Below are 20,070 nucleotides of genomic sequence, written 5' to 3'. Positions count from 1 at the left end.
CCGGTCCACGCGCCGGGGGCGGCTCGTCACCGCCGCCGGGCCGCCGCCCGGCTCACCACTTGCCGGGCGCGTAGTCCTTCAGGAAGACGCCGTACAGGTCCTCACCCTGCTCGCCGCGCACAATCGGATCGTATACCCGGGCAGCGCCGTCCACGAGGTCGAGCGGGGCGTGGAAGCCGGCGTCCGCCATGCGCACCTTGTCGGGATGCGGGCGCTCGTCGGTGATCCAGCCGGTGTCGACCGCCGTCATCAGGATGCGGTCCTTCTCGAACATCTCCTGGGCGCTGGTGCGGGTGAGCATGTTCAGGGCTGCCTTGGCCATGTTGGTGTGCGGGTGCCCCGCGCCCTTGTATCCGCGGCCGAAGACGCCCTCCATCGCCGAGACGTTCACGATGTACGTGCGCCGGGCCGACGCGGCCGCCATCGCCGGGCGCAGGCGGCTGATCAGTATGAAGGGGGCCGTGGAGTTGCAGAGCTGCACCTCCAGCAGCTCGACCGGCGTGACCTCCTCGACGGTCTGCACCCAGCTGTTGGTGTCGTGGAGATCGGGTACGAGTCCGCCCGCGTCGATGGCCGTGCCGGCCGCGATCCGTTCCAGCGAGGCCGAGCCGGAGACCAGCGCCAGGCCGGTGACGTCCTGCGCGGTCAGCGCGCCGCCGCCGGCCACGGGCAGCGCGGCCACGGCCCCGGAGCCGAAGGAGCCGATGACCTCCGCGGAGGGCAGTTCGCCCGCGGGCAGCGGCGCCGACTCGGCGGCCACCAGCTCGCTGTATGCCTGCGGGGAGCGGCGCACGGTCTGCGCGGCATTGTTGATCAGGATGTCGAGGGGGCCCTCGGCGGCCACCGAGTCGGCGAGCGCCACCACCTGGGCCGGGTCGCGCAGGTCGATCCCGACGATCTTCAGACGGTGGATCCACTCGTCGCTGTCGGGCTGGGCCTTGAAGCGGCGGATCGCGTCGTTGGGGAAACGCGTGGTGATGGTGGTGTGGGCGCCGTCCCGCAGCAGCCGCAGCGCGATGTACATGCCGATCTTGGCGCGGCCGCCGGTGAGCAGGGCCCGCTTGCCCGTGAGGTCGGTGCGCGCGTCCCGGCGAGCCCTGTTCTCGTCGGCGCAGTCCGGGCAGAGCTGGTGATAGAAGTAGTCGACCTCGACATAGCGGGACTTGCAGACGTAGCAGGATCGGGGGCGCTGGAGTATCCCCGCGATCTGACCGGCCTCGGTGACCGACGACGGCAGGATGCCCTCGGTCTCGTCGTCGATGCGCTGCGCGGAGCCGGTCGCCGTCGACTCGGTGACCGCCTTGTCATGGGCGGTCTTGGCGGCCCGGCGCTCCTGACGGCGGCGCTGCTTGACCACGCGGTAGATGTGCGAGGTGGCCCTGCGCACCTTGATCGCGTCGGGGTGGTCGACATCCAGCCGGTCGAGTTCCTCCAGCACGCTCAGGCAGACGGCCAGGCGCTCCGGGTCGATGCCGGGCGCATACGGCACCTCTTCCGCGGCCGCCGAGCCGCCGCCCGCCAGGCCGTCCTCTGTCACCGTCATCGCGCTGCCGTTCCTCGCTCACCCGCGCAGCGCTCCGACCGCGCTCGCCTTCGAACGCGGAATTTTACGGAGCACCGGGCCGGTCACCAAACCCGCGCCGGCGGCGACGGCGGGCGGTGACCGGCCGACGGAACCGGACGTGCCCGGAATGCGGGCGGCGAGCCGTGGCGTGTCCGTGCGTCCGCCGGGGTCCCGCGCGGGGCTCACCCGCGGCGCACGGGCGAGCCCCGCCGAGCCCGAGGGGGGCGGCCCGACGGCGTGGATCAGGTGCCGCAGGCCTCCAGCAGCGCCTCCACCTCCTCCGTCACCGCACGTGCCAGCAGTTCCAGGTCCGGGACCGCCCGGCCGTCGGCGACGAGGCCGTAGTGGACCCGGCCGCGGTACGTCGAGACCGCCACCGCCAGGGACTGGCCGCTGGCCAGCGGGGCGAGCGGGTAGATCTCGGTGAGCGGGTTGCCGCCGAGCTTCAGGCCGAGGCTGGGCAGCGGGACGCTGGTGACCAGGATGTCGAACCAGAGCCGTGCGGCCTGGCTGACCAGCGGTCCGCCCAGCCGGTGGCCCAGCGCGGGCACATGGTCCGCCAGCAGCGCGACCGCGCCCGCGCCGCGGTTGGGCCCGGCGTCCTTGTTGCGGTCCATGGCCGTGCGCACCGCCCGCAGCCGCTCCAGCGGGTCCGGATCACCGACCGGGAGCCGTATCAGGTAGCCGGAGAGCCGGTTGCCCTGGGGCTGGGCGGTGCGGGGGCGGCGGTTGGAGACGGGGATCAGGGCGCGCGGCGCGACGCCCTCGCTGCCGTCGCCGCGTTCGTCGAGCCAGCGGCGCAGGGCGCCCGCGACGACCGCGATCAGTACGTCGTTGACCGTGCCGCCCGCCGACTTGCGCACCCGGTGCACGTCGTCGAGGTCGAGGACGACTCCGGCGGTGCGGCGGGTGCCGCTGGGCTCCGAGACCAGCGCGGAGGAGGTCCGCATGCCGAGGGTGGACCGTGCGACGGAGGCCCCGATGTCCAGGGCACGGCCCACATCGGCGAGGGTGCCGCGCAGCAGACCGGGGAGTTTGCGCACGTCGGGCAGGAGTCCACGGGCGGGCTCCGGGGGGCGCGGGCGGGGCTCCGGCATGTCCATCGGGTCCATGACGGCGGCCGCGAGCGTCAGGGCGCGCAGTCCGTCGGCGAGCGCGTGGTGGAACTTGAAGAGGACGGCGAAGCTGGTGCCGGACTCCCCCGGCAGCACATGCGCCTCCCACGGCGGTCGGCCCCGCTCCAGCGGGCGCTCCATGAGCCGGCCCGCGGCGGCGTGGAAGTCGCTGGTCGGCGCATGCAGCCGCACATGATCCAGCGGGTCGAAGTCGGGGGCGGGTTCACGGGCGGCTCCGCCGAGGGCGAGCGGAAGCCGCACGCCGGTGAGGTCGCGGGGCAGACGCACGGCCGGCAGCCAGACGTCGCGGATTCTCATGCGCAGCCCGGACACCGCGGCGGCGCGCGCCGCCAGGAGATCGGCTGCGTGAGCGCCCGCGGTGGGCGAGTGGCACGAGAAGACGCCGAGGGCCCCGAGGTGCATCGGGTGCCGGGCGGACTCGATGTTCCAGAACGCCAGGTCGAGTGGTGCGAGCAGGTCAGAAGTCAATGGCTTGCCTCGCGTCGACGATGGATGAAGCAAGAAGTCAACCTCCGACAGATGATTACGGTCAAGTACGATCAGGTTACGTACAGTTAATGGCGGATTAAGTCCCTCCTCTTGGGTGAGTGGGGGACTCATGGGACTCGTGAGGTGACCAGGCGGTCACTTCAGCGAAGGCGGCGCGGCGTCCGGCGCCGTACCCCACTCGGATGGGCGCCCGCCGACCGTGAACTCCAGCGTGCCCAGACGACGCAGTGTGTCGGTCGTGATGTACGTCCGGTCGTACTTCACCCCGTCGATGCGGACCTCCTGGACGTACCGGTCGCGGTCCGAGGTGCCCGGCGCGGTGACGGTCAGTCCGCCGCGCGGGTAGTAGGCCGGGTCCAGGACCAGGTCGACCCGGTCGAAGACGGGCGTGCTCAGGCCCCAGGTGCCGAAGCCGGGCTGCACCGGGAAGACGCCGATCGACGAGAGGACGTTCCAGGCGGACATCGTGCCCAGGTCGTCGTTGCCGGTCATGCCGGTCGGCCCGTCGGTGAAGAGGGTCAGCGCGGCGTGCACCACATCCGTGGTCTGCCACGGCCGGCCGGTCGACAGATAGGTGTACGGGGCGATGAGGTCGGGTTCGTTCTGCGGGTTGTACTTGTCCGCGTTGTAGTACGCGTACGGGCCGTTCACCCAGACCTTGCGCGCCGTCCCCGCCGGGTCCTTCAGCAGGCGGTCGTAGGCGAAGAAGGCGTCGAGGCGTTCGTTGGCCGCCTTCTCGCCGCCGAGGAGGCCGACCATGCCGCGGAGGTCCTGCGGCACGAGCCACTGGTACTGCCAGGCGGTGCCCTCGTGGAAGCCCTCGCTCCTGGCCGGGTCGACCTGCCCGGTGAAGGCACCGGAGGCGTCCCGGGCACGGAAGAAGCCGGTCGACGGGTCGAAGATGGTGCGGTAGCTGCGCGACCGGGCCGCATAGCGCTCCGCGTCCGCGCGGTGTCCCAGGTCGCGCGCCATCTGGGCGAGCATCGCGTCGGACAGCGCGTACTCCAGGGTCACGGAGGCGCCGTGGTGATAGTCGGAGTCGCCCGGCTTGGCGTACGGGCGGGCCTTGACGTACGGCGCGAAGCCGTGAGCGATGTATTCGCGGTTGACCTCCCGGCCCACGTACATGGTGTCGGGGGGCGGGACGCCGTCGGCGTTCTTCTTGAGCGCGCGATAGGCCCGGCTCTCGTAGCCCTTGAGCAGACCCTGCTGGTAGGCGTGGGTGAGGAAAGGGGTCACCGGGTCGCCGCTCATGATGTTCGTCTCGACGGTGCCGTAGCCCCACTTGGGCAGCCAGCCGCCCTCCTCGTCGACCTTGAGCACGGAGATCGCCATGTCGCGCGCCTCGCGCGGCGCGAGCAGGCTGAGCAGTTGGGACTGGGTGCGATAGGTGTCCCACAGGGACCAGTTCTGGTAGTACGTGAACCCCGTCGCCCGGTGGATCCGGTGGTCCCAGCCGGTGTACCGGCCGTCGGCGTCGCTGCCGACGTTCGGCGCCAGGAAGGACCGGTACAGGGACGAGTAGAAGGTGGTGCGCAGGGTGGGGTCGCCGCCCTGGACCCGGACGTCGCCGAGGCGGTCCTCCCACGCCCGGCGGGCGTCCTCCCTGAGCCGTTCGAACGAACGTCCTTGCGTGGTACCGAGATTGACAGCGGCGCCCCGGGCGTCGACGTACGAGAGAGCGGTGGTCGCCTCGACCGTGCGGTTCCCGGTCGTGTCGAAGGTGACGTACGCGCCGTTGCGCCCCGGGCCCGACGACTTCGTCGCCCCGGGGGTGATCGAGTCCTGGTACCAGGTTCCGTGCGCGGTGAACGGCCGGTTGAAGCGGGTGACCGTGTAGAGCCGGTACGGCCGGGTGGAGCGGCAGAAGCCGCTGCCCGTGATCTCGGTGCGCACCGTGCGGTCGTCGAGGATCTGGACGGTGGACGAAACGTTCTTGTGCAGCGCCTGGCCCGCGTTGAGCAGGACGTTCGCCTTCTCGGTGGGCGGGAAGGTGTAGCGCTGCACTCCGGTGCGCTCGGTCGCCGTCAACTCGGCCTCGACGCCGTCCTCCAGCCGGACCCGGTAGTACCCGGGGCTCGCCTGCTCGTCGGCGTGGCGGAAGGGGGCCGCGTACGTGGCGTAGTCCGTCTCGGTCACGTCGCCCGTCGTCGGCAGGACGGGCAGGTCCCCTCCGATGGCGCACCCGACACCGGAGAGGTGGACCAGGGAGAACCCGCGGATCCGGTGCTGGGTGTAGTCGTAGCCGGTGCTGTGGCCGGTGTCCGGCGAGAGCTGCACCATGCCGAAGGGGACGGCGGCACCCGGGAAGGTGTTGCCCTCGTTCTGTGTGCCGATGAAGGGGTTGACCAAGTCGGTGAGCCTGCCGTCGTTCGGCTCGGCGGCATCGCCGGCCTGCGGCGACACCAGCGCGGAGACCGCCAACACGCCCACGGCGCACACCCGCAGGCGCCGGGTCCATCTCATCTGGGAAGACCTCCGGAAGATCGACATTGTTGGTGCACATGGTGGTGGCGCAATGTCGGATTCCGGAGCAATGAGCGGCTTTGGCATGTGGCGCGTCGCGGTCCGGCTGCTCCCCGCGCGCCCCCCTGGGATGCCCCGGGTGCCGGGAAGGGCCGTCGGGTCGGTTCATGCGGCGGGGCACGTGTGGGGTGGGTCGGGGCGGTTCACGACACGCGTTGCCCCTTGCCCAGGGCGATCACCCCGCCCTTCGAGACCGTGTAGAGCTCCGCGTCCCGGTCGGGGTTGACGCCGATCGTCGCGCCCGGCGGTACCTCGACGTTCTTGTCCAGGATCGCTCCGCGCACGATCGCACCCCGCCCGACGTGCACATTGTCGTGCAGGACCGATCCCTGGACGACGGCACCCGGGTCCACCACGACCCCCGGCGAGAGGATCGAGCGCGTCACCTGGCCCCGGATCAGACAGCCGGCGCTGATGATGGACTCGCTCGCGATGCCGCCCGCGTTGAAGCGGGCCGGTGACAGCTGGCCGGAGTGGGTGTAGACCGGCCAGCTGCGGTTGTACAGGTTGAAGGCGGGACGCTCGGCGATCAGGTCCATGTGCGCCTCGTAGTAGGCGTCCAGAGTGCCGACGTCCCGCCAGTAGCCCTGGTCGCGGCTGGTCTCACCGGGCACATGGTTGGCGCTGAAGTCGTACAGCCGGGCCTCGCCGCTGTCGGTGAGCGCGGGCAGGATCGAACCGCCCATGTCGTGCACCGAGTCGGGGTCCTCGGCGTCCCGCTGGAGCGCCTCGATCAGCACCTTGGTGGTGAAGAGGTAGTTCCCCATCGAGGCGAAGACGCACTCGGGGTCGTCCGGCAGACCGGGCGGATCGGCGGGCTTCTCCAGGAAGCGCTCCACTGACTGGCCGTCGGAGCCGGGGCTGATCACTCCGAAGGACGACGACTCGGAGCGCGGGACACGTATTCCCGCCACGGTCACCCCCGCGCCGCTGTCGATGTGCTGGGACAGCATCTGCCGCGGGTCCATGCGGTAGACGTGATCGGCGCCGAAGACCGCCACATACTCGGGCCGTTCGTCGTAGATCAGGTTGAGGGACTGCAGGATGGCGTCGGCGCTGCCCAGGTACCAGCGCGGCCCGAGCCGCTGCTGGGCCGGGACGGGCGTGACATAGTTGCCGAGCAGGCTGGACATCCGCCACGTGGTGGTGATGTGCCGGTCCAGCGAGTGCGACTTGTACTGCGTGAGCACACAGATGCGCAGGATGTCGGCGTTGACGAGGTTGGAGAGCACGAAGTCGACCAGGCGGTAGGTACCGCCGAAGGTCACGGCCGGTTTGGCGCGGTCCGCGGTCAGCGGCATCAGCCGCTTCCCCTCACCACCGGCCAAGACGATTCCCAGCACCGAAGGTCCACCGCGCATACCGCCGCCCCTCTACGCCCGGTTGTGCCGCTCCGTTGTCAATGACTACCCCTGTGCGAGGACTTTCTCGTACAGCCGCACCGTGCGGCGGGCCACCGTGTCCCAGCCGAACTCCCGCACCGCGCGCTCCCGTCCGGCCTCACCCATGCGCTCCGCGGCCACCGGGTCGGCGAGGACGGCGTCCAGGGCGCGTGCGAGGTGCTCCTCGAAGTCGTCGTCCACATCCACCAGAAGGCCGGTGCGGCCGTCGTCCACGACCTCCGGGATGCCGCCCGTGCGCGAGGCCACCACGGCGGTGCCGCACGCCATGGCCTCCAGGTTGACGATGCCGAGCGGCTCGTACACCGACGGGCAGACGAACACGGCGGCGTGCGTGAGGAGCTGGATCACCTCCGGGCGCGGCAGCATCTTCGGAATCCAGTGGACGCCCTGGCGGATCCCGCTCAACTCGGCGTACAGACCGCGGAACTCCCGGTCTATCCCGGGTGTGTCGGGGGCGCCCGCGCACAGCACCAGCTGGGCCTCGGGGTCGATGTGCCGTACCGCGCGCAGCAGATGCGGCACGCCCTTCTGGCGGGTGATGCGGCCGACGAACAGGACGTAGGGACGGTTCGGGTCCAGGCCGAGGCGGGCGAGGACGTCCGTGCCGGGGTCCGGCCGGTACAGCGAGGTGTCGATGCCGTTGTGCACCACGTGGACCCGCGCCGGGTCGAGGGCCGGGTAGCAGCGCAGGATGTCCTCGCGCATGGCGCCGGAGACGGCGATCACCGCGTCCGCGGCCTCCGTCGCGGTGCGCTCGGCCCAGCTGGAGAGGGTGTATCCGCCGCCGAGTTGCTCGGCCTTCCATGGGCGCAGCGGCTCCAGCGAGTGCGCGGTCAGCACATGCGGGATGCCGTACAGCAGCTTGCCGAGGTGGCCGGCGAGATTGGCGTACCAGGTGTGCGAGTGGACCAGTTCCCGGTCCTGGAGAGCGGCGGCGATGGACAGGTCCACGGAGAAGGTACGCAGGGCGTCGTTGGCGGTGTCGAGGGCGGACCAGGGCCGGTGGCGTACGACGCCGCCCGCGGCGCCCTCGCCCCAGCAGTGCACGTCCAGGTCCGTCAGGGAGCGCAACTCCCGGGCGAGGAACTCGACATGGACGCCCGCACCGCCGTACACGTCCGGCGGGTACTCCCGGGTCAGCAGTCCCACACGCACCCGGAACCCCCTGTCTCAGCGGCTGGTTCCCACATGGTCACCCAGATACGGCGGTTGTGGAAGACCACGCGTGATTCACCGGCGGCCCGGCGGCCGGTCGAAGCAGCAGTCGCCGCACAGGCCCCCGCCGGGCACCCGGTAGTACAGGCAGCAGGTGCGGCGGCGGCCGGTGGCGGGGTCGACGGTGCCGGCCAGGTCGGGGTGCGCGAACAGTCCGGCGGCCAGGGTGCGGGCCCGGTCCGCCACGTCCCGTCGGCCGCCGGTACGCGCCCAGCGGTCGATCATCCGGACGCTGCTCGCGAGCGCGGCGCCCGCGTTGCCCCAGAGCAGTCGCGCGGAGACCCGGTGACGAGCGCTCAGCGCGGCCGTGAGCGGGACGAGGTGTCCCTCGCGTACGACCGCGTCGAGCCCGTCGACCGGCAGCGCGCGGACCTCACCGAGCCACAGGTCGTCCGGCGCGCTGCCGTCCGGGTCCCAGCGCAGCAGCCGCGGATCGAGGTCCGGCACCCGCCCGTACAGGGCGGCGCAGCCGAGGGCCACGGACCACAGCCGCGCCGCGAGACCCTGGTGGGCGAGGGAGGCGGCGACCCGGGCCTCGGGTGTGCCGAGGCTCCGGGCGACCTTGCGGACGCGGAAATCCATCGGATCCGCGTACCCCTTCGCGGGGACGGCGGGCGCCGCGGGCGCGTAGGCCCGCGCGAGGGTCGGCAGCCCGGCGAGGGGCGGCGCTCCGGTGTGCAGGACGAAGAAGCCGCCGAGGGGGCGCAGCGCGGCGAGTCCGGGGTCGAGATCCACGAAAGTCAGTAGTACCAAGGCTTCCCGGGGAGCTCCTGCCCGGGGCGACACGTGCGCCGGCACCCCTCCTGGGGCGGACGAAAACGCAGTCGTACTCCATCGGCAGTACGACCTAATGCGTGCTCAGGTACGACGACGAATGGAGCTGCGGGCGGCATCGTGTCGACCATGCAAGACGACCGCTCGCCGCGCCGGGCTCGCCGTCCCGGTCCCACGCGAAGGAACTGCCGATGAGCGCCCTCGCGTTGTCCGTGCTTCTGTCGCTCGCCTCCGCCGTCGCCTACGCGGGCGGGGCGATCGTGCAGGAGCAGGTCGCCGTGTCCACCCCCGGCATGCCGTACGCGCCGCTGCGCCGGCCCGCCTGGTGGGCCGCCGTCGTGCTGAACGGTCTCGGCGGGGTGCTGCACGTGGTGGCGCTGGCCTGCGGTCCGCTGAGCCTGGTCCAGCCGCTGGGCGCGCTGACCATCGTGTTCGCCCTGCCGATGGCCGCCCTGTTCGTGGGCCGCAGGGCTGGGGCGACCGCCTGGCGGGGCGCCGTCACGGCGACCGTGGGACTCGCGGGTCTGCTGGCCCTGATCGGCGCTTCCGACGCCCGGTCGCCGAGCGGCGCCCAGCGCGTGGCGGCCGCCCTGGTGACCGCCGGCGGTGTCGTGGCGCTGATGCTCGCCGCCCGCGCGACGCACCGGCATCCGGCGGTCCGAAGTGTGCTGCTGGCGGTGGCGTCCGGGGCCGCGTTCGGCATGTCCTCCGTGTTCACGAAGACGGTCGCGGTGGACTGGAGCGGCGGGGTCGTGCTCGCGGACCTGCCGAGCCTCACGGTGATAGGTGTCCTCGCCACCGCCGGCATGCTGCTGTCACAGGCCTCCTACCGGGGCGCGGGCCTCGCGGCGCCGCTGTCCACGCTGACGGTCGTGAATCCGGTGGTGGCGGCCGGGGCGGGCATCACCATGTTCGGGGAGACCTTCCGCCACGGTACGGCGGGCACCGCGCTGGCCGTCGGCTGCGCGGTCGTCGCCGCGGGCGGTCTGGTCCTGCTGACCTCCGAGCGGATCGACGCGGAGGAGACGGCCCGGGTGCCGGTGCCGGCCCGGCAGGCGCCGGCCGGGGGCCGGGAGCCGGCGCGCCACGGCGAACCGGCGCGCCCGTACGACCCCTTCCCCCGCGGGCCGCTCGTCCCCGTCGCGGCCCCGGAACTCCACCGGGACCCGGTCAGATCCTGATGCCGCCCGCGCGGAGATAGGCGATCGGGTCGATGTCACTGCCGAACTCGGGCCCCGTCCGCACCTCGAAGTGCAGATGCGGGCCCGTGCTGTTCCCGGTGGAGCCGGAGCGGCCGATCCGCTGGCCGGCCACCACGCTCTGCCCGTCCTTCACGGAGATCGCCGACAGATGGGCGTACTGCGTGTAGCGGCCGTCGGCGTGCCGGATGACCACCTGATAGCCGAAGGAGCCGCCCCAGCCGGCGGTGACGACCTGGCCGGCCGCCACCGCCTTCACGGAGGATCCGGTGGGCACGGGGAAGTCGACGCCGGTGTGGTAGCCCTTCGACCAGGCGGACCCCGCGGCGTGGTACGGAGTGCCCGTCGCGGCGTTCACCGGGGCGACCAGTGCGTGGTGGGTGGCCGCCCGGCCGGAAGTGGCCTTCTCCGCGGACGACTTGTGCGACGACTTGTGCGACGGCGTGGCCGACGTGCGGGCCGGGTCGTGGGCGGGCTGGTGGGCCGGGGGGCCGGACGGCCTGTGGGGCGTCTCGTGGGTGCGGGTGGAGGGCGCCTGAGGGTGCGTGGGCGCCTTGGCACGCAGGTTCAGCCGCTGACCGGGCAGGATCAGGTCCGGGTCCGCGCCGACCGTCGTGCGGTTGGCCGCGTACAGCCGCTGCCAACCGCCCTGGACCCGGTGGGAGTCGGCGATGCCGGAGAGGGTGTCGCCGTGCACCACCGTGTACATCTCGGTGGCGCCCGCCCGCGACTGCGGCGTGGTCTGCGGCTGCACGTCGCGGACGGAGCGCTTGGCGGTCTGCGTGGCGACGTGCGAGGTGTCCGGGCCGGGGGCGGAGTCTCCGCGGGCGAGTCCGGCGCGCCCGGAGCAGACCGGCCAGGCTCCGGGACCCTGACCGGCCAGGACCTTCTCGGCCACGGCGATCTGCTGGTCCCGGGTGGCGAGATCGGCACGCCGGGCGTAGGCCGTCCCCCCGTACGCCTCCCAGGTGGACTGGGTGAACTGCAGTCCGCCGTAGTAGCCGTTGCCGGTGTTGATGCTCCAGTTGCCGCTCGACTCGCAGGCGGCCACCTTGTTCCAGGTGTCCACGTCGGCGGCGTGCGCCACGCCGGCACCGATGAGCGGTATCGCCATACCGGCGCCGCCCGCCGTGACGGTGAGCGAGGCGCGGTTGATCCGAGTCGGCTGATACCGGCGATGGCGACCGCGTACGGCCATGGTGAGCCCCCTCGACATGCCTCAGGAGGGGCAAAAGTATGCGCCGGGAACGCGCCATGACAAGGCGGCAATCGGCCGCTCCCACACGCCAACTGACCGGGAATCGCTCATGGTTGGGAGAGCGGACGGAAACGGCCGGGACGGCGGGAGCGGACGGGAGAGGCACAAGGCGCCCCGCCGACACGTCCGGATGTGCGGCGGGCGTACCGGCACGTCAGGATGGTCATCGGGCAATACTGACGTGCACGACCGGCACCACCCATCGAGGACGTCCTCAGGACCGAACCGGTACCGACGATGCCAGGACCTCTAGGAGCCAACCGTTATGAACGCTTCCGCCCAGATCGGCGTCACGGGTCTCGCGGTCATGGGCCGCAACCTCGCCCGGAACTTCGCGCGCAACGGCTATACGGTCGCCCTGCACAACCGGACCGCCTCCCGGACCCATGACCTGGTGAAGGAGTTCGGACACGAGGGCGACTTCGTGTCCACCGAGACCGCTGAGGACTTCGTCGCGGCGCTGGAGCGGCCGCGGCGCCTGATGATCATGGTGAAGGCGGGTGAGCCGACCGATGCGGTGATCGAGGAGTTCGCCCCGCTCCTGGAGCCCGGCGACATGATCATCGACGGTGGCAACGCGCACTTCGCGGACACCCGCCGCCGGGAGAGGAGGCTGCGCGAGCAGGGCATCCACTTCGTCGGCACCGGCGTCTCCGGCGGCGAGGAGGGCGCGCTGCACGGACCGAGCATCATGCCCGGCGGCTCCAAGGAGTCCTACGGCTCCCTCGGCCCGATGCTGGAGAAGATCTCGGCCAAGGCGAAGGACGGCGCGCCGTGCGTGACGCACGTCGGACCGGACGGGGCCGGCCACTTCGTGAAGATGGTCCACAACGGCATCGAGTACGCCGATATGCAGCTGATCGGTGAGGCGTACCAGCTGCTGCGCGATGTCGCGGGCTACTCCCCCGCCGAGATCGCGGAGATCTTCCGCACCTGGAACACCGGCCGCCTGGACTCGTATCTGATCGAGATCACCGCCGAGGTCCTCTCCCATGTGGACGCGGCGACGGGCAAGCCGTTCGTGGACGTGGTCCAGGACCAGGCGGAGCAGAAGGGCACCGGGCGCTGGACGGTCCAGATCGCGCTGGACCTGGGGGTGCCGGTCTCGGGCATCGCCGAGGCGGTGTTCGCCCGCTCGCTGTCCGGGCACACGGCCCTGCGGGAGGCGTCACGCCATCTGGCCGGCCCCAAGGCCACGCCGCTGGGCAAGGCGGAGGCGGGGGCCTTCGCGGACCGTGTGGAGCAGGCGCTGTACGCGTCGAAGATCGTGTCGTACACGCAGGGCTTCCACGAGATCGCGACGGGCAGCGAGGAGTACGACTGGACCATCGACCTCGGCAAGGTGGCCTCCATCTGGCGCGCGGGCTGCATCATCCGCGCCGCCTTCCTGGACCGCATCCGCGCCGCCTACGACGCCCGTCCGGACCTGCCCAGCCTGCTGTCGGACGAGACCTTCGCCCAGGAGATCGCCGCGGCGCAGGACGACTGGCGCGAGGTCCTGGCCGCGGCGACCCGCCAGGGTGTCCCGACGCCCGGCTTCTCGGCGGCCCTCGCCTACTACGACGCGCTGCGCGCCGAGCGGTTGCCCGCCGCGCTCACCCAGGCACAACGGGACTTCTTCGGGGCGCACACCTACCGCCGGACGGACCGCCCGGGCTCGTTCCACACGCTGTGGGGCGGGGACCGCTCGGAGGTCGAGGCGTAACGCTACTTGAGAGGCGGTCCCGGTTCGGGCCGCGGGACGGGGTCGGGGCCCGGGGGTTCGGGGATCGGGGAAGGCGGCGGCTCCGGTCCGGGAACCGGCTCGGGGCCGGGCTGCGGACGGTCGGGGCCGGGCCCGGGGGGCGTGGGCTCGGGACCCGGTGGCGTCGGTCCGGGCGCCGGGGGCGTGGGCCTGGGACCCGGCGCCGGGGGCGTGGGCTCCGGACCTGGCGCCGGGGGCGTGGGGGACGGTCCCGGCGGCACCGGCTCGGGGGTCGGCTCCGGTCCCGGGGTCGGTCCCGGTCCGGGGGGCGGTCCCGGCTGTGCGGGATCGGGGAGCGGATGCGTCATGGTGTCCTCCAGCCAGTCAATGCGTCGGCCCTGGACTTGTCCCCCGGGTACCCGGACGCCCCACCCGCACTCACTCCCCCGGCCGGTGCCGGCCGCGCGGCGACCCCGGGCGTCGCCCCGCCGCCGCCCGGGCGGTCAGGCGGTGACGGCCCCTGGGCTGCGCTCCTGGTCGGAGCCCGGCACCGGCGCCGACGGGTCCGCGCCCAGGGCCACGATCCGGTTGTCGCCGTCCACGTGGACGACCCTCGGCCGCAGGGTCCGCGCCTCGTCGTCGGTGACCTGGGCGTAGCTGATGATGATCACCAGATCGCCCGGGTGCACCAGGTGGGCCGCGGCCCCGTTGATCCCGATGACACCGGAGCCACGCTCGCCCTCGATGACATACGTCTCCAGACGGGCGCCATTGGTGATGTCGACGATGTGGACGAGCTCACCGGGCAGCAGGTCCGCGGCGTCGAGGAGGTCGGCGTCGATGGTCACGGATCCGACGTAGTGCAGGTCGGCCTGGGTGACCGTGGCACGGTGGATCTTGGACTTGAACAGAGTACGCAGCACTTTGGACTCCTGGAAGACGGCTCCCTGCCAGCTTTTTGCAGGTCAAGGGCGTTGTTCACTGTACACCGGCATACCTTCGACTCGAAGACCTTCCCGACGGCACACCCCTCGCCCCGAACCCCCGCTTCCGCTACCACTCACCGAGGACGTCGGACAGAGCGAGCTGCTGGCCGGCTGGGTGCGCCGGCACGTGCCCACGCCCTGGCGTCGTGGCCGTGCCGAGTGTCATCTGCAGAGCGAGGCGGAGAACCTGGTGCGATGCAGATCAGCCGCATCCGCCCGGACCTGCACCAAAGCCTGACCGAGACGGCCTGGACGGGGCGCTAGAAGCGCGGAAGGAGGCCGTGGTCTGCCGCATCCGTATGGTGCTCGACGCCGACCGACAGCGGACACCCTGGAAACCGCCGACGGGCTCCGGGCGCGGACCAGCGTGCCTTCCCGCGCGTCCACCGGCACGCGCGAAGCCGTCGAACTGCGCGACGGCGGCCCCGCGCGCTTCTCTGGTGTTGAGCTGAGCGTGCCCAGGGGCACCGCCACAGCCGGCGTGCATGTGGCCGAGCGGCGCCATCGGTACCGATTCGATGACCGCCGGCAACTCCTCTTGCATGTTCTATGGCATACACCTTAAGTTACTGATGGGTAGACCGTTTGGTGGGCCGTATGGCCATGGGGAGGCTGGTGAGCAGATGAGCCCGCGCAAGAGTGAAAGCCGTGACCGGATGGTCCTCAGTGCTGCAGCTCTGCTGCGTGAATACGGTGCGAGCGCGACCAGCATCGACCGGGTGCTCGCCCACAGCGGAGCTCCCCGGGGCTCGGTGTATCACCACTTCCCCGGCGGGCGGGCGCAGCTCATCGAGGAGGCGCTGGCACTGGCGGCGGACTTCCTCACGGGGCTGATCGACACCGCGATGCAGGTGGATGACCCGGTGGCGGCCGTCGACGCGTTTTTCCGGCTGTGGCGTGACCGGCTCGTGGAGAGCGGCTTCCGGGCCGGCTGCCCGATCGTGGCGGTGGCCGTGGAGACCAACGACGATGCACCCCAGCTTGCCCGCTCGGCCGCCGCAGTCTTCGCCCGCTGGCAGGAGGCCCTCACGGCTTTTCTCGTCCGGCACGGCCTGACCGAGGAACGCAGCCGCCGGCTCGGTGCCTTCATGATCGCCGCCGTCGAAGGCGCGGTGATCATGTGCCGGGCCGAACGGAGCACCGCCCCGATCGAGGCAGCCGCCGCCGAGATCCACGACCTGCTCCTCCACGCCCTGCGCGATCGCCCCGGTGCCGAATCCGGTCCCCGGCCGTAGCCCGCAGTCGCTTGTCCAAGTCAGCTCAGCCCGAAGGAGTCGCCATGCCCTCACTCGACCGTCAGGACAACGTCTTCGTCCTCGACCTGGGAGACGGAGAGAACCGCTTCCACCCCGACTGGCTCACCGCCGTCAGCGCCGCGCTCGACGAGGTGGAGAAGGCGGAAGGCCCTCGCGCCCTGGTCACCGCCGCCACCGGCAAGTTCTACTCCAACGGGCTCGACCTGGACTGGCTGTCCGCCCACTCCGACCACTACCAGGACTACGTGGTCACCGTCCATGAGCTCTTCGCGCGGATGCTGTCGCTGCCGGTCGTCACGGTGGCCGCGCTGCAGGGGCACACCTTCGCCGCCGGCGCGATGTTCTCCCTCGCTCACGACTTCCGCGTCATGCGCGCCGACCGCGGCTACTGGTGCCTGCCCGAAGCGGACATCAACATCCCCTTCACCCCCGGCATGGCCGCCCTCATCCAATCCCGGCTGGCGCCGCAGACCGCGCACGAGGCCATGATCACCGCCCGCCGCTACGGCGGCGCCGACGCCGCGGCGACCGGCATCGTCGACCAGGCCGTCACCGAGGAAGCCGTGCGCTCCACCGCGATCGAGATCGCCCAGGCACAGGTGAACAAGGCCGGCGACACCCTCGGCACCATCAAGGCCCGCATGTACGCACCGGCCCTGGCCACCCTGCGCGACACCACCAACCCGCTCGGCTGACCAGCACCTCACCGACCGCACCAAGCCGTGCCCCGGGCGCCGTCCCCCGGGGCACGGACTGCCCCAACTGCCCACCGCATCAGGGCGTTCACCGCAAACACCATCTTCCGCGACAACACCTGGCGCGAGCGCGACCAGCAGGACGCCCTGCGCGTCAGCCCGCACGACGCCGAACGGCTGGGCCTGTCCGACGGCGCCCTCGCCCAGATCACCGCGTCGCCCGGCACCGCTGAGGCGGTGGTCGAGAGCGACGCCCGCCTGCAGCCGGGGACGCGGCCCTGCCGAACGGCTTCGGCCTCGACCTGCCCACCCAAGACGGCGGCAACGAACGCACCGGCGTCGCCCTGAACGCCCTCACTGACCTCACCTGGCGCGACCCCATCGCCGGAACGCCCCGGCACAAGCACGTTCCCGCCCGTATCCAGCCCCTCCCCGCCTGATGAACACCCCGCACCTCGGGGCGGCACCACCAGCACCTCGCAAGGAGAACGACCCGTGACCACCGACCTCACCGCCATGACCGGCCTGGAACTGATGCGCTGGGTGCAGACCGAACGCCCCACTGACATCCCCTCCATCGGCCGCCTGCTCGGCATGCGCTTCGACGAGGTCGCCCACGGCCGCATCGTCATCTCCCTCGACACCCGCCCCGACTTCGCCAACCCTCTCGGCACCGTCCACGGCGGCATCGCCGCCACCCTCCTCGACTCCGCCATGGGCTGCGCCGTCCACACCACCCTCCCCGCCGGCACCGACTACACCACCCTCGAACTCAAGGTCAACTACATCCGCGCCGCCCGCACCGACGGCCAGACCCTCACCGGCGAGGGCACCGTCATCCACGCTGGCCGTCGTACGGCGACCGCCGAAGGCAAGGTGCTGGACGACCAGGGCAAACTGATCGCCCACGCCACCACCACCTGCATGATCCTTTAGGTCGCTCGCCGAGGTCGGCTTCACCTGCCGTGAAGGTCACGTTCCGCGTGGGCCGTCGGCGGCCGAGGCTGCGGGGGGTGCCCCTAGCTCCTTCGTCAAGCGATCGTGATGATGACGGGCATGACGGATGAGGATCAGGGCTTGGGTCGTGTGAGCCGCCAGGGGTGGACGCAGCTGCACTTCGCAGCGGATGAGCAGGATGCCGCGGCTGTCCGCTCTCTCCTGGCGGCGGGTGCGGAGGTGGATGCACGCGATGAGCAGGGCAATACGCCTTTGTGGCAGGCCGTGTTCACGTATCGAGGCGATGGCGCGGTGTTGTCGCTGCTGGTCGAGGCCGGTGCTGATCCGGATAGGGCCAACTTTCATGGTGTGAGCCCGCGGCGTCTTGCCGACTGGCGTATTGGTTCAGATGTCACGGTGCATCTCCGGGAACGTCCTTCCTCGTAGTGCAATTTCTGCAGGTCAGGCAGCTTTGGCGGGCTGGGGTTCATAGAAGGTCCCGTCGCGGAGCATGGCGAAGAGGACATCGGCCCGTCGTCGGGCGAGGCAGAGCAGGGCCTGGGTGTGGTGCTTGCCCTGGGCGATCTTCTTGTCGTAGTAGGCCCGAGAAGCCGGGTCGCCCAAGGAGGCGAACGCCGAGAGGAAGAGGGCCCCGTTTGAGCTGCTTGTTTCCCCTCCGGGAGGGCTGCTCGCCGCGGATCGAGGAGCCCGAGCTTCTGGTCGCCGGGGCGAGTCCTGCGTCGGCGGCGAGGTGGCCGGCGGTCGGGAAGGTGCTGCCGTCGCCGACCTCGATCCGGATCCTGGCACCGGTCCTGACGCCGACTCCTGGCATCGACGTCAGGACCTTCGAAAGAGGGTGGACGTCCGGCAGTTCCTCGATCCGCCCGGCCAAGAGCTTGCGCTGGTCAAGGACGGCAGTGAGCGAGGCGGCCAGGCTCGGGACGATGAGCGCGGCCGCGTCGGTGCCCGGGACCGTCACGGTCTGCTCGTCCAGCGCGGCGAAGATGTCCTCGACGAGCCGCTCGGCCATCCTCGGCGCTTTCGGCCGCAGCAGCGTGACCAGCCGGCGTCGGCCATCCTTGCGGATCTGTGCCGGTGACCCGAACCGTTCCAGCAGGACTAGGACGGCTGGGTGCTGCAGCCTCGGCCCGAGGACTCGTTCCAGCGACGGGCGGATCTGCGTCAGCAGGCCGTGGAGCCGGTTGGCGACCCGGGTGGCCTCGCCGTCAAGGTCGACATCAACAAAATCCACGGGTCAGTCGGCGGCTTCGAGGTGCAGGCGGTGCCGACCCTGCTCGTCGTTTGGACCAGGCCGAGACGCTCGCCGGCACGGCCGGCGCGGCACCTGCGCACGTCCTGCGTTCGTGGGTCGAGCAAGCGATGGCGGGCCGGCGAACCACCGCAGGAGGGCACCGGCCTTCGGCAGCGGACGAGAATGCCCACCTCGAGGAGCACGGATTCGACGAGTACGCCAGGTGGTACCTGGGCATCGATGACGAGATGGGAGAGGAGACCAAGGGCCGGTACAAGCTCCCCCACGGCGATTTCGAGCGCGTCCACCGCTGCGGTGTGCTCTCCGCCGAGGTGCGCGCCGGACAGCAGAAATACGCGGACATCGAGAACGCCGCCGCGCACCTGCACGGACTGCTGGACGGCAGGCGGGCCGGGAACCGGTGACAGCGCCGGAAAAAGTGCACCCTCACCCGGCCCCCGGCGACGGGGCGTCCAGTTGCGCTAGGCGTCGTCGCCCCGCTCGCCCTCCGCCTGGGATGGCTCGCTCCGGGGGACGTCCGGGTGCTGTTCCGTTGCGGTACGCTCGCCCGTCTCGTCCCGCTCGCCCTCGGCCTGCGAGGGTGTGCGCGAGTACCAGGCGTCGTAATCAGGGGCTCCGGATTTCATGACGGGCCTCCTTCGTCGCTCACATCCATCCTCCCCTCTCAGGCCGTGGTGGAACGTCTGCGGCCTCACCGTGCGAACGGCAGCCCAGCTTGTCCCGGGCCTCCTCGACGCGCCCCTTCTCCGACATCGCCTCGACGTACCCGAAGGCGTAGCCGATCGACTGGTGCTCGAAGGGTGTACCGCTCGGCGCGGCGATGTCCCTCAGCTTGCGGAACACCGTGTCGGCCTCGCTGCGCAGCGCCTTTGAAAGCGCCCGGGTGTGCGTCATTACCCGCACCCGGGCGAGGGCGGAGTGCGGCGTCAGCCGCCGGCCACGGCGCGCACCGCCTCCTCGACCGGGGTGGACCCGCTGATCAGCTCGAGGATGCGCCCGGCGGTCCTGGGCTCGTGGAGCAGGGCGGCGAGCACCGCAGCCACGTCATCGCGCGGCACCTGGCCCCGGTCGGTGTGCTCGGCGAGCGTGACGCGGCCGCTACCGGGGTCGTCGGTCAGCATTCCCCGGGCGCAGAATCGTCCAGTCCAGTCCCGGACGGGAGGCGATGTCGGCGTCCGCCTCGCCCTTGGCCTTCAGGTAGGCGGCGAACACCGGGTCGGTGCCGGGCGGCGGCGGGCTGTCCACGCCCATCGCGGAGATCACCAGGAAGCGGCGCATCCCGGCGCGCTCGGCCGCGTCGGCGAGGAGGATGGCCGCGTTCCGGTCCACCGTCTGCTTGCGGGCAGCGCCGCTGCCCGGTCCGGCGCCCGCGGCGAACAGTGCCGCGTCGGCGCCGCCGAGGCGGCCGACCACCTCGTCCACCGAGGCGTGCTCCAGATCGCACACCACCGGTTCCGCGCCGTCCGCGCGCAGGTCGTCGGCGTGGTCTGGGTTGCGGATCAACCCTGTGACGTCGTCGCCGCGCGCCGAGAGCAGCCGGGTCAGACGGCGCGCGATCTTTCCGTGTCCACCCGCGATCACAATGCGCATGGGGTCATTCTTGCCACACGCGACCGCTCACGCCGGGCTGCGGGACCGCCGCGGCAGGTCGGGTCCCGCGGTTGCCGTGAAGTCGG

At 71.5% G+C, this 20,070-nt stretch carries 18 protein-coding genes and 2 pseudogenes; 8 read left to right on the top strand and 12 right to left on the bottom strand.

Annotated elements, in window-relative coordinates:
• Window positions 1-52 precede the first annotated feature (52 nt).
• From LZ604_RS18845 to LZ604_RS18820, 6 genes are all read right to left on the bottom strand, one after another.
• Window positions 53-1,543 carry an SDR family NAD(P)-dependent oxidoreductase gene (locus LZ604_RS18845; protein ID WP_234516540.1) on the bottom strand — a complete coding sequence of 497 codons (1,491 nt, stop codon included), beginning with the start codon at window positions 1,541-1,543 and terminating at the stop codon, window positions 53-55.
• Window positions 1,544-1,806: 263 nt separating this feature from the next.
• A complete protein-coding gene (locus LZ604_RS18840; RefSeq protein WP_234516539.1) occupies window positions 1,807-3,168 on the bottom strand; it encodes a wax ester/triacylglycerol synthase family O-acyltransferase in 1,362 nt (453 codons plus the stop codon).
• A gap of 156 nt (window positions 3,169-3,324) precedes the next feature.
• Complete coding sequence (locus tag LZ604_RS18835; protein WP_234516538.1) at window positions 3,325-5,655, bottom strand: GH92 family glycosyl hydrolase; 2,331 nt, start codon at window positions 5,653-5,655, stop codon at window positions 3,325-3,327.
• A 203-nt stretch (window positions 5,656-5,858) separates the two neighbouring features.
• Window positions 5,859-7,076 (bottom strand): glucose-1-phosphate adenylyltransferase, encoded by a 1,218-nt coding sequence (gene glgC / locus LZ604_RS18830; RefSeq protein ID WP_234516537.1) that lies wholly within the window; start codon window positions 7,074-7,076, stop codon window positions 5,859-5,861.
• Between the two features lie 45 nt (window positions 7,077-7,121).
• A complete protein-coding gene (gene glgA / locus LZ604_RS18825; protein ID WP_234516536.1) occupies window positions 7,122-8,273 on the bottom strand; it encodes a glycogen synthase in 1,152 nt (383 codons plus the stop codon).
• Window positions 8,274-8,348: 75 nt separating this feature from the next.
• Window positions 8,349-9,068, bottom strand: coding sequence for a (2Fe-2S)-binding protein (locus LZ604_RS18820; RefSeq protein ID WP_234516535.1), 720 nt, complete (start codon window positions 9,066-9,068; stop codon window positions 8,349-8,351).
• A 230-nt stretch (window positions 9,069-9,298) separates the two neighbouring features.
• Between LZ604_RS18820 and LZ604_RS18815 the strand changes: the two genes are divergently transcribed.
• Complete coding sequence (locus LZ604_RS18815) at window positions 9,299-10,288, top strand: DMT family transporter (RefSeq protein ID WP_234516534.1); 990 nt, start codon at window positions 9,299-9,301, stop codon at window positions 10,286-10,288.
• Here the strand turns inward: LZ604_RS18815 and LZ604_RS18810 are convergent.
• On the bottom strand, window positions 10,278-11,504 hold the full coding sequence (locus tag LZ604_RS18810) for a transglycosylase family protein (RefSeq protein WP_234516533.1): 1,227 nt from the start codon (window positions 11,502-11,504) through the stop codon (window positions 10,278-10,280). The two genes, LZ604_RS18815 and LZ604_RS18810, sit on opposite strands and share 11 nt — an antisense overlap.
• Window positions 11,505-11,829: 325 nt before the next feature.
• Between LZ604_RS18810 and gnd the strand changes: the two genes are divergently transcribed.
• On the top strand, window positions 11,830-13,269 hold the full coding sequence (gnd, locus tag LZ604_RS18805; RefSeq protein ID WP_234516532.1) for an NADP-dependent phosphogluconate dehydrogenase: 1,440 nt from the start codon (window positions 11,830-11,832) through the stop codon (window positions 13,267-13,269).
• Between the two features lie 482 nt (window positions 13,270-13,751).
• On the opposite strand, the gene panD is transcribed toward gnd, so the two are convergent.
• A complete protein-coding gene (panD, locus tag LZ604_RS18800; protein ID WP_234516531.1) occupies window positions 13,752-14,171 on the bottom strand; it encodes an aspartate 1-decarboxylase in 420 nt (139 codons plus the stop codon).
• Window positions 14,172-14,752: 581 nt separating this feature from the next.
• Here panD and LZ604_RS18795 point away from each other — a divergent pair.
• From LZ604_RS18795 to LZ604_RS18775, 5 genes are all read left to right on the top strand, one after another.
• Window positions 14,753-15,469 (top strand): TetR/AcrR family transcriptional regulator, encoded by a 717-nt coding sequence (locus LZ604_RS18795; protein WP_234516530.1) that lies wholly within the window; start codon window positions 14,753-14,755, stop codon window positions 15,467-15,469.
• A gap of 44 nt (window positions 15,470-15,513) precedes the next feature.
• A complete protein-coding gene (locus LZ604_RS18790; protein ID WP_234516529.1) occupies window positions 15,514-16,185 on the top strand; it encodes an enoyl-CoA hydratase-related protein in 672 nt (223 codons plus the stop codon).
• A gap of 27 nt (window positions 16,186-16,212) precedes the next feature.
• Window positions 16,213-16,533 carry a molybdopterin dinucleotide binding domain-containing protein gene (locus tag LZ604_RS36075; RefSeq protein ID WP_234516528.1) on the top strand — a complete coding sequence of 107 codons (321 nt, stop codon included), beginning with the start codon at window positions 16,213-16,215 and terminating at the stop codon, window positions 16,531-16,533.
• Window positions 16,534-16,701: 168 nt separating this feature from the next.
• Window positions 16,702-17,121 (top strand): PaaI family thioesterase, encoded by a 420-nt coding sequence (locus tag LZ604_RS18780; RefSeq protein ID WP_234516584.1) that lies wholly within the window; start codon window positions 16,702-16,704, stop codon window positions 17,119-17,121.
• Window positions 17,122-17,241: 120 nt separating this feature from the next.
• A complete protein-coding gene (locus LZ604_RS18775) occupies window positions 17,242-17,568 on the top strand; it encodes an ankyrin repeat domain-containing protein (protein ID WP_234516527.1) in 327 nt (108 codons plus the stop codon).
• 15 nt (window positions 17,569-17,583) lie between these two features.
• Here the strand turns inward: LZ604_RS18775 and LZ604_RS18770 are convergent.
• Window positions 17,584-18,361: pseudogene (locus LZ604_RS18770) on the bottom strand (transposase); the annotation flags it as partial.
• Window positions 18,362-18,423: 62 nt separating this feature from the next.
• On the opposite strand from LZ604_RS18770, the gene LZ604_RS36070 reads away from it, so the two are divergent.
• A complete protein-coding gene (locus LZ604_RS36070; protein ID WP_308283607.1) occupies window positions 18,424-18,798 on the top strand; it encodes a hypothetical protein in 375 nt (124 codons plus the stop codon).
• Between the two features lie 57 nt (window positions 18,799-18,855).
• Here the strand turns inward: LZ604_RS36070 and LZ604_RS18760 are convergent, their stop codons facing one another.
• From LZ604_RS18760 to LZ604_RS18750, 3 genes and pseudogenes are all read right to left on the bottom strand, one after another.
• Window positions 18,856-19,020, bottom strand: a complete 165-nt coding sequence (locus LZ604_RS18760; protein WP_176986079.1) for a hypothetical protein — start codon at window positions 19,018-19,020, stop codon at window positions 18,856-18,858.
• Between the two features lie 19 nt (window positions 19,021-19,039).
• Window positions 19,040-19,288, bottom strand: a complete 249-nt coding sequence (locus LZ604_RS18755; RefSeq protein ID WP_234516526.1) for a hypothetical protein — start codon at window positions 19,286-19,288, stop codon at window positions 19,040-19,042.
• A gap of 32 nt (window positions 19,289-19,320) precedes the next feature.
• A pseudogene (locus tag LZ604_RS18750) lies at window positions 19,321-19,984 on the bottom strand (SDR family oxidoreductase).
• Window positions 19,985-20,070 lie beyond the last annotated feature (86 nt).

It is taken from the genome of Streptomyces glomeratus (genome assembly GCF_021462825.1).
GTDB lineage: Bacteria > Actinomycetota > Actinomycetes > Streptomycetales > Streptomycetaceae > Streptomyces > Streptomyces glomeratus.
Note: the sequence above shows the minus strand (reverse complement) of the source record. Positions and strands in the feature narration are given on the sequence as shown.

What these genes read in the sequence shown, in the direction of transcription:
- LZ604_RS18845 (WP_234516540.1), bottom strand. Translation starts at nt 1,543, where the DNA reads ATGACGGTGACAGAGGACGGCCTGGCGGGCGGCGGCTCGGCGGCCGCG.
- LZ604_RS18835 (WP_234516538.1), bottom strand. Translation starts at nt 5,655, where the DNA reads ATGAGATGGACCCGGCGCCTGCGGGTGTGCGCCGTGGGCGTGTTGGCG.
- glgC (WP_234516537.1), bottom strand. Translation starts at nt 7,076, where the DNA reads ATGCGCGGTGGACCTTCGGTGCTGGGAATCGTCTTGGCCGGTGGTGAG.
- LZ604_RS18815 (WP_234516534.1), top strand. Translation starts at nt 9,299, where the DNA reads ATGAGCGCCCTCGCGTTGTCCGTGCTTCTGTCGCTCGCCTCCGCCGTC.
- LZ604_RS18810 (WP_234516533.1), bottom strand. Translation starts at nt 11,504, where the DNA reads ATGGCCGTACGCGGTCGCCATCGCCGGTATCAGCCGACTCGGATCAAC.
- gnd (WP_234516532.1), top strand. Translation starts at nt 11,830, where the DNA reads ATGAACGCTTCCGCCCAGATCGGCGTCACGGGTCTCGCGGTCATGGGC.
- LZ604_RS18795 (WP_234516530.1), top strand. Translation starts at nt 14,753, where the DNA reads ATGACCGCCGGCAACTCCTCTTGCATGTTCTATGGCATACACCTTAAG.
- LZ604_RS18790 (WP_234516529.1), top strand. Translation starts at nt 15,514, where the DNA reads ATGCCCTCACTCGACCGTCAGGACAACGTCTTCGTCCTCGACCTGGGA.
- LZ604_RS18780 (WP_234516584.1), top strand. Translation starts at nt 16,702, where the DNA reads ATGACCGGCCTGGAACTGATGCGCTGGGTGCAGACCGAACGCCCCACT.
- LZ604_RS18775 (WP_234516527.1), top strand. Translation starts at nt 17,242, where the DNA reads ATGACGGATGAGGATCAGGGCTTGGGTCGTGTGAGCCGCCAGGGGTGG.
- LZ604_RS18760 (WP_176986079.1), bottom strand. Translation starts at nt 19,020, where the DNA reads ATGAAATCCGGAGCCCCTGATTACGACGCCTGGTACTCGCGCACACCC.
- LZ604_RS18755 (WP_234516526.1), bottom strand. Translation starts at nt 19,288, where the DNA reads ATGACGCACACCCGGGCGCTTTCAAAGGCGCTGCGCAGCGAGGCCGAC.